The following is a 12022-nucleotide window of genomic DNA, read 5'->3' as shown; positions in this document are numbered from 1 at the left end:
CTCCTGGAACTCGGCACATGGGTGGGAGCCCAGAGCACCCGGCCACCCGGCCCGGGGGCAAGCCGCCATGCCGCCCGGTCACCCGTACGGGCGCGATTCCGGGTCCACGGACGGCCCCCCGGGGAGTCCGCGGGGCCCGGACGGGTTCCGTGGCAGGTGGTACGGCGGCTACTGTGCGTCGTCACGGGGGCGACGGGGAGGCGGGACCGCGATTGTTCTACTACATCCTGAAATACGCCGTTCTGGGACCGCTGCTGAGGCTGCTGTTCCGGCCGAGGATCGAAGGGCTCGAACACATCCCGGAGGACGGCGCCGCGATTGTCGCGGGCAACCATCTGTCCTTCTCGGACCACTTTCTGATGCCGGTCGTCCTCAGCCGGCGCATCACGTTCCTCGCGAAACAGGAGTACTTCACCGGGCCGGGCATCAAGGGGCGGCTGACGGCCGCCTTCTTCCGCAGTATCGGGCAGATCCCGGTGGACAGGTCGGGCCGCGAGGCGGGCAGGGCGGCGGTCCGCGAGGGGCTCGGTGTGCTCGGCAGGGGCGAGCTGCTCGGGATCTACCCGGAGGGCACCCGCTCGCACGACGGCAGGCTCTACAAGGGCAAGGTCGGAGTGGCCGTGATGGCCATCCAGGGCCGGGTGCCCGTGGTGCCGTGCGCCATGGTGGGCACCTTCGAGATCCAGCCGCCGGGCCAGCGGATGCCGAAGATCAGACGGGTGACGATCCGCTTCGGGAAGCCGCTGGACTTCAGCCGCTACGAGGGCCTGGAGAACGAGAAGGTGGCGCTGCGGGCCGTCACCGACGAGATCATGTACGCCGTCCTCGGGCTCTCCGGCCAGGAGTACGTCGACGCGTACGCCGCCGACGTGAAGGCCGCCCAGCCGAAGAAGATCCCCAGGAAACCGCGCTGACGCCGGATCGGCTGTGGGCAGAACCGTCTGGCCCCGAGCGGCGGGCCGACCGTAGCGTCGACGGCATGAGCAGCAGAGGAAGCGTCTTCGTACTCGGGGCCACCGGACAGATCGGCCGCGCCGCGGTGCGCGCGCTGGTCGCGGACGGATGGGAGGTGCGGGCCGCTTCGCGCGGGGCGGGCGGCGACGACGGCCTGCCGGACGGCGTGCGTACGGTGCGCGTCGACCGGGACGGTGAGGGCGAGCTGGCGGCGGCCCTGGGCGACGGCTGTGACGTACTGGTGGACATGGTCGCGTACGGAGCCGGCCACGCCCGGCAGCTGGTGGGCCTCGCGGACCGGATCGGCTCGGCGGTGGTGATCTCCAGCGGCGCGGTGTACGCGGACGCCGACGGGCGCAGTTTCGACACCCAGGACGAGCCGGACGGCTTTCCGCGTTTCCCGGTGCCGATCCCCGAGAGTCACCTCACGGTCGAGCCGGGCCCTGCCACGTACGGCACCCGCAAGGTGGCGCTGGAGCGGGAACTGCTCGCGGCCTCCGGGGCGCTGCCCGTGACCCTGGTGCGGGCCGGTGCGGTCCACGGTCCGTACAGCCGGGCCCCGCGTGAGCTGTACTTCGTCAAGCGTGCGCTCGACGGGCGGCCGGTGCGGATTCTGGCGCACGGCGGACGGAGCCGCTTCCATCCGGTGCATGTCTCGAACGTGGCCGAGCTGATCCGGCTGGCGGCGCTGCACCCGGGGGCGCGGGTGCTGAACGGCGGGGATCCCGAAGCGCCCACGGTCGCCGAAATCAGCAGGGCCGTCGACGAAGTCATGGGCGTACGGAGCCGGTTGGTGCTGATCGAGGGGGCCGCCGAGGTGGGCCGCACACCGTGGGGCGTCGATCACCCGGTGGTGTACGACATGTCGGCCGCCGAGCGGGAGCTGGGCTACCGCCCGGTGACCGGGTATGCCGAGTCGCTGCCCGCGACCGTGGAGTGGATCGCCGGCCGGCTCCGGAACCGTGACTGGCGCGACGCCTTTCCCGCGATGGCGAAGGTCTACGACCCGCATCTGGATCTCTTCGACTACGCGGCGGAAGACGCCTGGCTGGGGAACCGCTGACCGAGCGGTTCCCCGGCGTGGGCCGTTACGGCTTCGGGGTGGCGTGCGGGGCGCAGGTCACGTCGTGGCGGTCGGTGCTGCCGGTGAGCAGGTAGGTGTCGACCCTGCTGTTGATGCACGGGTTGACCAGTCCGGTCACGCCGTGCGATCCGGCGTCCTTCTCGACGATCAGGCGTGAGCCCTTGAAGCGCTGGTGCAGATCGACGGCGCCCGGGAAGGGGGTGGCCGCGTCCCGGGTCGACTGCACGATCAGCACCGGCGGGAGTCCCTTGCCGGTACGGACGTTCACCGGGGTCCGCTGCTTCGCGGGCCAGGTGGCGCACGGCAGGTTCATCCAGGCATTGGACCAGGTGAGGAATGGATTGTCCTTGTTGAGCCGGGTGTTGTCCCGGTCCCAGGTCCGCCAGTCCGTCGGCCACTTGGCGTCGGCGCACTCGACCGCCGTGTAGACGGCCGTACTGTTCTCCGCCGCGATGTTGCCCGCGGTGTCCGACAGGTCGGGCCCGGCAGCGTCGATCAGCGGCTGTGGGTCGCCGGCGAGGTACTGGCTCCACGCCTTGGCGACGGGCGCCCAGGAGGAGTCGTAGTACGGCGCGTTCTGGAAGAACCCGAGCAGTTCGGCGGGGCCCACGACTCCGCCGAGCGGATGCTTCTTCGCGGCGGCCCGCAGCTTCACCCACTGCTGCTCGACGGCGTCAGCGGTCTTCCCGATGTGGAAGCTGGCGTCGTTCGCGGCCACCCAGTTCTGCCAGTCGCGCCAGCGGCCCTGGAAGGCCACGTCCTGGTTGAGGTTGGCCTGGTACCAGATGTTCGACTGCTTCGGGTCGACCACGCTGTCCACGATCATCCGGCGGACATGTCCCGGGAAGAGCGTCCCGTACACCGCGCCGAGATAGGTGCCGTAGGACACACCCAGGTAGTTCAGCTTCTTCTCACCGAGCGCCGCCCTGATGACGTCGAGGTCGCGCGCGCTGTTCGGCGTGGTGAGATACGGCAGCAGCGCGCCACTGCGCTTCTCGCAGCCGGCCGCGTACCGCGCCGCGAGTCCGCGCTGCACCCGCTTGTCGGCCGTGCTGTCCGGAACCGGGTCGGCCTTGGGGGCGCTGACGTACTTCTGCGGGTCGATACAGGAGATCGGCGCCGAGTGGCCCACTCCGCGCGGGTCGAAGCCCACGAAGTCGTACGCCTTGGCGGTGTTGACCCACAGGGCGCTCTTGGTGGTGGTCCTGGTGGGGAAGCGCAGGCCCGAAGCGCCGGGCCCGCCGGGGTTGTAGACGAGCGAGCCCTGCCGCTCCGACTTCGTACCGGTGCTCACCGCACGGTCCACCGCGAGTTCGATCGTCCGGCCGTCCGGGTGCGCGTAGTCGACGGGCACGGTCACCCAGCCGCACTGGACGGGCTTCGCGAGCGCCCAGTCCGTGGGGCAGTCACGCCAGTCGATGCCCGCTTTCGCCGCCCGCGCGGCGGCAACGGCCGCTCCGTGCGCCTCCGTGACCGCGTGACCGCGGCCGTCGGCGGTGGCCGACGGTGCCGCCATGGCGCCCGCTATGAGAGTCGCCGCGGCCAGAGCGCCGGCCGAGCCGAGCACTGCGGTGCGTCTCACGTGGTACCTCCCCCTGTGCGAAGCGCCGTTCGTACGGCGCTCTCCAGTACGTACCGGGGATCCTTTCCTGTGAACGGTCCCTGACAACAGGGCGCATGGGCGTTCTTTGCCAACCCGAAATGCGGAGAGGTGGTCCCGGTGAGCGGTGCGGTACTGGCGGATATCCCCTCCCCCGCTCAACCCGGACAGCAGGCAGGGACTTTGACAGGGGCCCGGTGAAAACCTTTTGTCACGGGCCGAGTTGCCGCGGTCGGCCGGGCCGCGCCGCCCCCGTGACGGCGTCCGCACCGGGCCGCGCCGCGCGGGGAGCCGGCCCGGATCCACCTTTCGGGGGTCGCCGGTACACCGATGGGCGTCCCCCGGAAGGTGTAGACGGGTGACGGTCCGGCGGCCGCGCCGAGTTGCGCTTCGCTGCGGCCCGTCCGCCCGGGATCACCGCTGCGCCCCAGGTGAGGGCCTTGCGCGGGCGGCGTCCCCGACTCCGCCGCCCCTGGCGCCCACTCGAACAGGCCAGTGGCCCGAACCCTCACAAATCGGCGCGGTCAGCCGGAAATCCGCCGTGCCATGGGTGAGGATCCGGGAGACGACAAGCCCCCGCCACCACGGCGGGGCGGTCCGGGCGGACGCCGAGTCCTGCCGCCGTACCCGGATGTCTGGTCGACACGAGTGGATCGGCAGGAGTGGAGGACCCAGGCAGTCCGGGGCGACAGTGACGTCGCTCCTCGGGGTGAAGCCGCTTGGCGGGACGGCCGACTTGATCAGTCGGTCACCCTGCCCGGCGGCCGGGCAACTTCGCCGGCCCGAACCCGACAGGTCATCCTTCACAGGCGGTTTGCGAAGGGTTGCGCATGACTGCGCAGATTCATATCCCGTCTCTGATCACCCGGGCCGGAACGGCCTCGGCCCTCACCCTCGCCGCTGTCGCGGGGACTTCGCTGGCGCCGGGCGCGACCGTGGAGGCCCAGGCCGCCACCCACGCGGCCCGGGCCGTACAGATCGCGGCCTCCAAGAAGGGCTCGCCCTATCAGTGGGGGGCGACAGGGCCGTCGCGGTTCGACTGCTCGGGGCTGACGCTCTACTCGTTCAAGAAGGCGGGCAAGAAGCTGCCCCGCACCGCCCAGGCGCAGTACAACGGGGTGCGCCATATCTCGGCCTCCGGCCGGCACCCCGGTGACCTGGTCTTCTTCCACTACGGCCGGAGCGTCTACCACGTCGGCATCTACGCGGGGAACGGCAAGATCTGGCACTCCCCCAAGACCGGCGCCGTGGTCAGGCTGGAGAAGATCTGGGACCGCAGCGTCTGGTACGGCCGGGTGAACTGACGCCGGGGGCGGGCGGAGGAAGGCAGGCTCGGTCAGCCCTGGACCGTGGCGGTCCAGGGCAGGGCGATCCACACGGTCTTGCCGCCGTCCCGGGTCGGGGTGACCGACAGCCGGCCGCCGTTCTCGGCCGCGAGCCAGCGGATGATGACCATGCCGCGGCCGTTGTCCTGCTGCACGGCTGCCGGCAGCCGCTGCGGCCAGCGCGGATGGCTGTCCGTGACTCCGACGCACAGCCGCTCGTCCCGCTCCAGGACGGCCTGCACCGTGAAGGTGGGGGACGCGCCGAAGGTGTGCTGCACCGCGTTGGTCGCCAGCTCCGAGACGATCAGCCGGATGGTGTCCGCCAGCTCCGCGTCGGAGGGCAGCCCCCATCCGGTGAGCACACGGGCCACGAACGTGCGGGCGGCCGGGACCGAGGCCGGCTCGCTCGGCAGGGTGACGGATGCTTCCTGGTGGTCTGCCATGACGGCCTGTCCCTTTCCCACCGCTGCCGGCGCAGGTCTCGTGACGGTTGTGCTTCGAGACGGCCTCAGGTGGCGCTTCGTGCGAGCGTGACACTCATAGTGACCGCAGTACCGCCGATCCACAAAGATGTGCATATATCTGTCGCTCAAAGTGATGAACTCTGCGACGGGAGACCGTATTTGACGTCCGGACTGGCACGTTTGCAGAAACGGCCGACCGGAGGGAGAGAACGGTGCGGAGCAGCCCGGCGGTGCGCCGCGTCAAACTCGGCGCCGAGCTGCGCCGGCTGCGGGTCCTGGCGGGCCTGACCAGCGCGGCCGCGGCCCGGTTGGCGGGGTGGCACCAGTCCAAGGTGAGCAGGATCGAGACGGGACGCAGCGGGGTGCGGCCGGCTGATCTGGCCCTGCTGCTCGACGCGTACGGGGTGCGGGACGCCCGGCAGCGCGAGCTGCTCGACGCGCTGTGCGGTGCGGGGGCCGACGAGAGCGCCGACTGGTGGCACATCTACCGGGGGGTGCTGCCTGCCCAGTACCGCGACTTCATCAGGCTGGAGTCGCAGGCGTGCACGGCGCACACGTTCGAGATGTCGGTGGTGCCCGGTCTGCTGCAGACACCCGGCTACGCGAAAGCGGTCACCCGGGCCTCACTCGACGGGATACCGGCGGGGACCGTGGACTCCCTGGTCGATGTGCGGCTGGCGCGGCAGCGCGTGCTCGACGCGGATCCGCCGCTTGAGCTCAGCGCGGTCGTCGACGAGGCCGCTCTGCACCGCCGGATGGGCGGGCGCGGGGTGATGGCGGAGCAGTTACGGCATGTACGGGAGGTCGCCAAGCTGCCTCATGTGCGGTTGCAGGTCATACCGTTCACCGCCGGCGGGCACCGTGGACTCACCGGCTCTTTCACCATCTTCTCTTTTCCGAACATTGTTGATCTGGATGTGGTCGTTCTCGACCACTTGATGCATAGCCGTTATCTGGAACGGAAAGAAGACCTCAGGGCGTACAGCGCCGCGTTCCGCAGGATCCAGGCGCGCGCCCTTCCCCAGCAGGAATCGTTGGATCTCATCGCCGGGATCAGTGACGGCGGTTAGGGAGGCATCATGTCCGCTCACCCTGCGAACGTCCCTTCCAGTACTTCTCTGAGCAGCGCGCGGTGGCGGCGCAGCAGCCGCAGCACCGGAATGAACAACTGTGTCGAGACCGCGTTACTGGACGGCGGTGTGCTGGCCGTCCGTGACTCGAAGCGCGTGCGCCGCCCGGCGCTGCTCTTCGGAGCGGCCGCCTGGACCGGCTTCCTGGAGTCGGTGCACGAAGCGGGCGCCAGGTAGGCGTCGTCGGGTAACCGGCTCTGCTTATCGGGGACTTGTCATCCGGTGGGCGCGGTCCGCAGCACCGTGTCCACCGCCCGCTCGACCTGCTCGTCCGTCAGGTCGGCTCGTGCGGTGAGCCGCAGCCGTGAGATGCCGTCCGGTACCGACGGCGGGCGGAAGCAGCCGACCACCAGACCGGCTTCGCGGCAGTCGGCCGCCCAGCGCACCGCCTGGGCGGGCGAGGGAGCCAGGACGGAGACGACGGCGGCCTGCGGGCGCACCGCGCTGAGTCCGCCCGCGGTCAGCCGGGTGTGCAGGGTGTGCGCCACCGTCCTCGTACGCCCGGCGAGCAGCGGGTCGTCCCGCAGGAGCCGCAGACTCGCCAGGGCCGCGCCCGCCGCCGCGGGTGCCAGGCCGGTGTCGAAGATGAAGGTGCGGGCCTCGTTGACCAGATGACCGATGACCCGGGCGGGGCCGAGCACCGCACCGCCCTGGCTGCCGAGTGACTTCGAGAGGGTGACCGTGGCGACCACGTCGGGAGCGCCCGCGAGCCCCGCCGCGTGCACGGCGCCGCGTCCGCCGTCGCCGAGTACGCCCAGGCCGTGCGCGTCGTCGGTGATCAGGGCCGCCCCGTGGCGACGGCACACCGCGGCCAGTTCCGGCAGTGGCGCCGCGTCGCCGTCGACCGAGAAGACCGAGTCGGTGACCACGACGGCCCGGCCGCCGCCATGCGCGTCCAGCGCCTTCCCGACTGCCTCGGGATCGCTGTGCGGGACGACTTCGGTCGCCGCCCTGGAGAGCCGGCAGCCGTCCACGATCGAGGCGTGGTTGGCGGCGTCGGAGACGATCAGGGAGTCGCGGCCGGTCAGCGCGGTGAGCACGGCGAGGTTGGCCGCGTACCCGGAGGAGAAGACGAGCGCCGCCTCGAAACCGCTGAACCGCGCGAGCTCGCCCTCCAGTTCGGCGTGGAGTTCGGTGGATCCGGTGACCAGCCGGGATCCGGTGGCACCCGCACCCCAGCGGCGGGCCGCTTCGGCGGCGGCCGCGGTGACCGCGGCCCGGCGGCTCAGCCCCAGATAGTCGTTGCTCGCGAGGTCGAGCACGTCCTGGGCGGCGGCCCGCGGCCGGAGCGCGCGCACCAGCCCCGCGTCCGCCCGGCGCCGGGCCACCGCGTCGGTCCACTCGAAGGGCTCGCGGGGTGCGGCTGGAGTCATGATCGGTCCCTTTTTGTAGGCAGTTCACAGACCCTAGCCGGGGCGATGCGGGGTCAGGGTGTGGCAATACACACACCCCAGGTCAGCGGTGTTGTTCGGTTCCTCCTTGGCCGGAGGTGGTGCCGTAGGCCAGGATCAGCCCTATGGACCTGCTGAACACGCTGGTGGACAAGGGGCTGCGGCGCGAACTGCCGACCCGTGAAGAGGCGCTCGCCGTGCTGGCGACGACCGACGACGAACTGCTGGACGTGGTGGCGGCAGCCGGAAAGGTGCGCCGTCAGTGGTTCGGGCGGCGGGTGAAGCTCAACTATCTCGTCAATCTCAAATCGGGCCTGTGTCCCGAGGACTGCTCGTACTGCTCGCAGCGGCTGGGCTCCAAGGCGGAGATCCTCAAGTACACCTGGCTGAAGCCGGACGAGGCGTCGAAGGCGGCTGCGGCCGGAGTCGCCGGCGGGGCGAAGCGGGTCTGTCTGGTCGCCAGTGGCCGGGGCCCGACGGACCGCGATGTCGACCGGGTGTCGGAGACCATCGAGGCGATCAAGGGGCAGAACGAGGACATCGAGGTGTGCGCCTGCCTCGGGCTGCTCAAGGACGGTCAGGCGGAGCGGCTGCGGGCGGCCGGGGCCGACGCGTACAACCACAATCTGAATACGTCGGAGGCCACCTACGCCGACATCTGCACCACCCACGACTTCGCCGACCGGGTGGAGACGGTCCAGCACGCCCAGGCCGCCGGTCTTTCGGCGTGCTCGGGGCTGATCGCCGGGATGGGGGAGAGCGACGCCGACCTGGTCGACGTGGTCTTCGCGCTGCGCGGTCTCGACCCCGACTCGGTGCCGGTGAACTTCCTGATCCCGATGGAGGGCACCCCGCTGGCCGGGGACTGGCACCTGACCCCGCAGCGTTGTCTGCGCATCCTGGCGATGGTGCGGTTCGTCTGCCCGGACGCCGAGGTACGTCTCGCGGGCGGACGCGAGGTGCATCTGCGTTCGCTCCAGCCGCTCGCCCTGCACCTCGTCAACTCCATCTTCCTCGGCGACTATCTGACGAGTGAGGGCCAGGCGGGCCGGGCCGACCTGGACATGATCGCGGACGCCGGCTTCGTGGTGGAGGGCTCGGACACGACGACGCTGCCCGAACACCGTGAGGGCCTGGTGTCGGTACGCCGCAGGGGCGCGGGAACGGACCTCGCACCCAATGCCTGACACGGCCGATCTGCTCGAACTCGACCGGCGCCATGTCTGGCACCCGTACGGCCCGATGCCCGGCCGGCAGGAGCCGCTGCTCGTCGAGTCGGCGTCCGGTGTCCGGCTGCGCGTCGCGGGCGCGGGCGAGCTGGTGGACGGCATGTCGTCCTGGTGGTCGGCGATCCACGGCTACAACCACCCGGTGCTGAACGAGGCCGCGCGCGGCCAGCTGGACCGGATGAGCCATGTGATGTTCGGCGGGCTCACCCATGAGCCCGCCGTCCGGCTCGCGGCGAAGCTGGTGGAGATCACACCGGAGCCGCTCCAGCATGTGTTCCTGTCCGACTCCGGTTCGGTGTCGGTCGAGGTCGCCGTCAAGATGTGTCTGCAGTACTGGCGTTCCGTGGGCCGCCCCGAGAAGCAGCGGCTGCTGACCTGGCGGGGCGGCTACCACGGGGACACCTGGCAGCCCATGTCGGTGTGCGACCCCGAGGGCGGTATGCACGACCTGTGGTCGGGGGTGCTGCCCCGGCAGGTCTTCGCGGACGCGCCTCCGGCGGAGTACGAGCAGGGGTACGCCGACCGTCTCCATGAGCTGATCGGCCGCCATGCGCACGAGCTGGCGGCCGTGATCGTGGAGCCGGTGGTCCAGGGCGCGGGCGGGATGCGTTTCCACTCCCCCGCGTATCTGCGGGTGCTCCGCGAGGCGTGCGACGCGCACGGTGTGCTGCTGGTCTTCGACGAGATCGCCACCGGCTTCGGCCGTACGGGCAAGCTCTTCGCCGCGGACCACGCCGGGGTCGCACCGGATGTGATGTGTGTGGGCAAGGCTCTGACCGGCGGCTATCTGACGATGGCGGCGACGCTCTGCACCCCGCGGGTCGCCGATGGCATCGCGCGGGGCGAGGTGCCGGTGCTGGCCCACGGGCCGACGTTCATGGCCAATCCGCTGGCGGCGGCGGTCGCCTGTGCCTCGGTCGATCTGCTGCTCGGGCAGGACTGGGAGGCTGAGGTCAAACGTCTGGAGGCGGATCTGCTGGACGGTCTGTCGGAGGCCGCCGGGCTGCCGGGCGTCCGGGACGTCCGGGTCCTGGGGGCGATCGGCGTGGTCCAGCTGGACCACGAGGTGGACATGGCGGCGGCGACCCGGGCCGCGGTGGGCGAGGGCGTGTGGCTGCGGCCGTTCCGCGATCTCGTGTACACCATGCCGCCGTACATCACGGGAGACGAGGACATCGCCAGGATCTGCCGTGCGGTGTGCGCGGTGGCACGGGAGGCATGACATGACGATTCTGGTGGTGACGGGGACCGGCACGGAGATCGGCAAGACGGTGGTGACCGCCGCGCTGGCGGCCGCAGCGCGGGGCCGGTCCGTCGCGGTGCTGAAGCCCGCGCAGACCGGGCTGCTACCCGGCGAGCACGGCGACGTGGCCGAGGTGGCGCGGCTCGCCGGTGAGGTGACCGCTGTCGAACTGGCCCGGTTCCCCGACCCGTTGGCGCCCGCCACGGCCGCCAGGCGCGCCGGGCTCGCGCCGCTGCGCCCGCAGGAGGTGGCGGACGCGGCGCAGAAGCTGGCGACCGAGCACGATCTGGTGCTGGTCGAGGGCGCGGGCGGGCTGCTCGTACGGTTCGACGACGACGGCGGCACACTCGCGGACGCGGCTCAGCTGCTGGGGGCACCGGTCCTGGTGGTCACCCCGGCCACACTCGGCACGCTCAACGCGACGGCGCTGACGGCGGAGGCGCTGCGCGCCCGGCGGCTGGAGTGCGCGGGGGTCGTGATCGGCAGCTGGCCGGCCGAGCCAGGTCTCGACGCCCGGTGCAATCTGGTGGATCTGCCGGAGGCCGCGGGGGCGCCGCTGGCCGGGGCCGTACCGGAGGGCGCGGGCCTGCTGGAGCCCGCCGTCTTCCGTGACCGGGCGCCCGGCTGGCTGGCACCGCACATCGGCGGGACGTGGGCGGCCGCGCCGGACGTGCCGCGGCTCTCGGGGAATCCTCCACGTTCCCCGGAGTACGGCGGGCCATCGGGGGCATGAGCGGGGCGGGCGAGGGGACAGGCACAATCGCCGTGTCCCCCGCCTTCCCGTCCGCCGGAGGAGACCTACGATGCCGCTGCGCAGCAGCAAGATCCCACGCGACAGCGTGCACCACCCGCTCTTTGCCCGCTTCTACGCCCGGTTCAGCGTCAACGCCGACCGCAACGCGGGCGTGGCGGCCCACCGTGCCGAACTGCTCGCCGGCCTGTCCGGCCGGGTGATCGAGGTCGGCGCGGGCAACGGGCTGAACTTCGCCCACTACCCGGCAGCGGTCTCCGATGTGGTGGCCGTCGAACCGGAGCGCACGCTCAGGCAGTTGGCGGTCCGGTCCGCGATGGACGCCACTGTCCCGGTGGACGTGCTGCCGGGGACCGCGGAGGCGCTTCCCGTACCGGACGAGACCTTCGACGCGGCCGTGGCGTCGCTGGTGCTGTGCACCGTACGCGATCTGCCGCGGGCGCTCGCCGAGATCAGGCGTGTGCTGCGGCCGGGCGGTGAACTGCGGTTCTTCGAGCACGGGCTCGCCCCTGGACCTGTGCGGGCCACGGCACAGCGGGCCCTGGACCGTACGGTCTGGCCGCTGCTCTTCGGCGGCTGCCACACCGCGCGTGACACCCTGGCCGCGATCCGGGAGGCGGGTTTCGAACTCGGCACCTACCGGCGGCTGACCGTACCGGAGCGTGGGCTGTGGCTGCCTTCGTCGCCCTGTGTCCTGGGCCGGGCGCGGCGGCCGGGGGCATCGGCGGCCGCGTGAGGTGAAGCGGGGCCGAGGCCGGGCGAGGTCCCGGTCGGCCCGGGGTGGTCGGCTCAGGTGGTCGGCTGAGGTGGACGACTCAGGTGGCTGGCTCAGGTGGCTGGCTCAGGTGACC

At 71.5% G+C, this 12022-nt stretch carries 12 protein-coding genes and 1 riboswitch; of the genes, 9 read left to right on the top strand and 3 right to left on the bottom strand.

Going from position 1 to position 12022, the window contains the following annotated elements; translation table 11 throughout:
• The first annotated feature begins 212 nt into the window (after positions 1-212).
• Together OG510_RS33805 and OG510_RS33800 are read left to right on the top strand one after the other, a co-directional pair.
• Positions 213-914 carry a lysophospholipid acyltransferase family protein gene (locus tag OG510_RS33805; protein WP_406141828.1) on the top strand — a complete coding sequence of 234 codons (702 nt, stop codon included), beginning with the start codon at positions 213-215 and terminating at the stop codon, positions 912-914.
• A gap of 65 nt (positions 915-979) precedes the next feature.
• Positions 980-2017, top strand: coding sequence for an NAD-dependent epimerase/dehydratase family protein (locus tag OG510_RS33800; protein WP_406141827.1), 1038 nt, complete (start codon positions 980-982; stop codon positions 2015-2017).
• 25 nt (positions 2018-2042) lie between these two features.
• On the opposite strand, the gene OG510_RS33795 is transcribed toward OG510_RS33800, so the two are convergent.
• Positions 2043-3554 carry an alpha/beta hydrolase gene (locus OG510_RS33795; protein WP_406142693.1) on the bottom strand — a complete coding sequence of 504 codons (1512 nt, stop codon included), beginning with the start codon at positions 3552-3554 and terminating at the stop codon, positions 2043-2045.
• Positions 3555-4247: 693 nt separating this feature from the next.
• A riboswitch (cyclic di-AMP (ydaO/yuaA leader) is annotated at positions 4248-4465 on the top strand.
• A gap of 3 nt (positions 4466-4468) precedes the next feature.
• Between OG510_RS33795 and OG510_RS33790 the strand changes: the two genes are divergently transcribed.
• On the top strand, positions 4469-4942 hold the full coding sequence (locus OG510_RS33790) for a C40 family peptidase (protein WP_406141826.1): 474 nt from the start codon (positions 4469-4471) through the stop codon (positions 4940-4942).
• 32 nt (positions 4943-4974) lie between these two features.
• Here the strand turns inward: OG510_RS33790 and OG510_RS33785 are convergent, their stop codons facing one another.
• Positions 4975-5406, bottom strand: coding sequence for an ATP-binding protein (locus OG510_RS33785; protein WP_164265131.1), 432 nt, complete (start codon positions 5404-5406; stop codon positions 4975-4977).
• A gap of 233 nt (positions 5407-5639) precedes the next feature.
• On the opposite strand from OG510_RS33785, the gene OG510_RS33780 reads away from it, so the two are divergent.
• Together OG510_RS33780 and OG510_RS33775 are read left to right on the top strand one after the other, a co-directional pair.
• Positions 5640-6497 carry a helix-turn-helix domain-containing protein gene (locus tag OG510_RS33780; RefSeq protein WP_406141825.1) on the top strand — a complete coding sequence of 286 codons (858 nt, stop codon included), beginning with the start codon at positions 5640-5642 and terminating at the stop codon, positions 6495-6497.
• A 9-nt stretch (positions 6498-6506) separates the two neighbouring features.
• Positions 6507-6734 carry a DUF397 domain-containing protein gene (locus OG510_RS33775; protein ID WP_406141824.1) on the top strand — a complete coding sequence of 76 codons (228 nt, stop codon included), beginning with the start codon at positions 6507-6509 and terminating at the stop codon, positions 6732-6734.
• Positions 6735-6772: 38 nt separating this feature from the next.
• Here OG510_RS33775 and OG510_RS33770 read toward each other — a convergent pair whose 3' ends face one another.
• Positions 6773-7930, bottom strand: a complete 1158-nt coding sequence (locus tag OG510_RS33770; RefSeq protein WP_406141823.1) for an 8-amino-7-oxononanoate synthase — start codon at positions 7928-7930, stop codon at positions 6773-6775.
• Positions 7931-8073: 143 nt separating this feature from the next.
• Between OG510_RS33770 and bioB the strand changes: the two genes are divergently transcribed.
• From bioB to OG510_RS33750, 4 genes are all read left to right on the top strand, one after another.
• Positions 8074-9135, top strand: coding sequence for a biotin synthase BioB (gene bioB / locus OG510_RS33765; protein WP_164267857.1), 1062 nt, complete (start codon positions 8074-8076; stop codon positions 9133-9135).
• Positions 9128-10399 carry an adenosylmethionine--8-amino-7-oxononanoate transaminase gene (locus OG510_RS33760; protein WP_406141822.1) on the top strand — a complete coding sequence of 424 codons (1272 nt, stop codon included), beginning with the start codon at positions 9128-9130 and terminating at the stop codon, positions 10397-10399. Before bioB ends, OG510_RS33760 begins: the two co-directional genes overlap by 8 nt.
• A 1-nt stretch (position 10400) precedes the next feature.
• Complete coding sequence (bioD, locus tag OG510_RS33755; RefSeq protein WP_406141821.1) at positions 10401-11153, top strand: dethiobiotin synthase; 753 nt, start codon at positions 10401-10403, stop codon at positions 11151-11153.
• Positions 11154-11223: 70 nt separating this feature from the next.
• Positions 11224-11907 carry a class I SAM-dependent methyltransferase gene (locus OG510_RS33750; protein WP_406141820.1) on the top strand — a complete coding sequence of 228 codons (684 nt, stop codon included), beginning with the start codon at positions 11224-11226 and terminating at the stop codon, positions 11905-11907.
• Positions 11908-12022 lie beyond the last annotated feature (115 nt).

The sequence above is a fragment of the Streptomyces sp. NBC_01089 genome (assembly GCF_045162975.1).
GTDB lineage: Bacteria > Actinomycetota > Actinomycetes > Streptomycetales > Streptomycetaceae > Streptomyces.
The sequence above is the reverse complement of the archived record's forward strand: the minus strand, read 5'-3'. Positions and strand labels throughout refer to the sequence as shown.

Bases quoted from the DNA above. Each gene is read 5' to 3' on its own strand.
- OG510_RS33800 (WP_406141827.1), top strand. From the start codon at position 980: ATGAGCAGCAGAGGAAGCGTCTTCGTACTCGGGGCCACCGGACAGATC.
- OG510_RS33795 (WP_406142693.1), bottom strand. From the start codon at position 3,554: ATGGCGGCACCGTCGGCCACCGCCGACGGCCGCGGTCACGCGGTCACG.
- OG510_RS33790 (WP_406141826.1), top strand. From the start codon at position 4,469: ATGACTGCGCAGATTCATATCCCGTCTCTGATCACCCGGGCCGGAACG.
- OG510_RS33785 (WP_164265131.1), bottom strand. From the start codon at position 5,406: ATGGCAGACCACCAGGAAGCATCCGTCACCCTGCCGAGCGAGCCGGCC.
- OG510_RS33775 (WP_406141824.1), top strand. From the start codon at position 6,507: ATGTCCGCTCACCCTGCGAACGTCCCTTCCAGTACTTCTCTGAGCAGC.
- OG510_RS33770 (WP_406141823.1), bottom strand. From the start codon at position 7,930: ATGACTCCAGCCGCACCCCGCGAGCCCTTCGAGTGGACCGACGCGGTG.
- bioB (WP_164267857.1), top strand. From the start codon at position 8,074: ATGGACCTGCTGAACACGCTGGTGGACAAGGGGCTGCGGCGCGAACTG.
- OG510_RS33760 (WP_406141822.1), top strand. From the start codon at position 9,128: ATGCCTGACACGGCCGATCTGCTCGAACTCGACCGGCGCCATGTCTGG.
- bioD (WP_406141821.1), top strand. From the start codon at position 10,401: ATGACGATTCTGGTGGTGACGGGGACCGGCACGGAGATCGGCAAGACG.
- OG510_RS33750 (WP_406141820.1), top strand. From the start codon at position 11,224: ATGCCGCTGCGCAGCAGCAAGATCCCACGCGACAGCGTGCACCACCCG.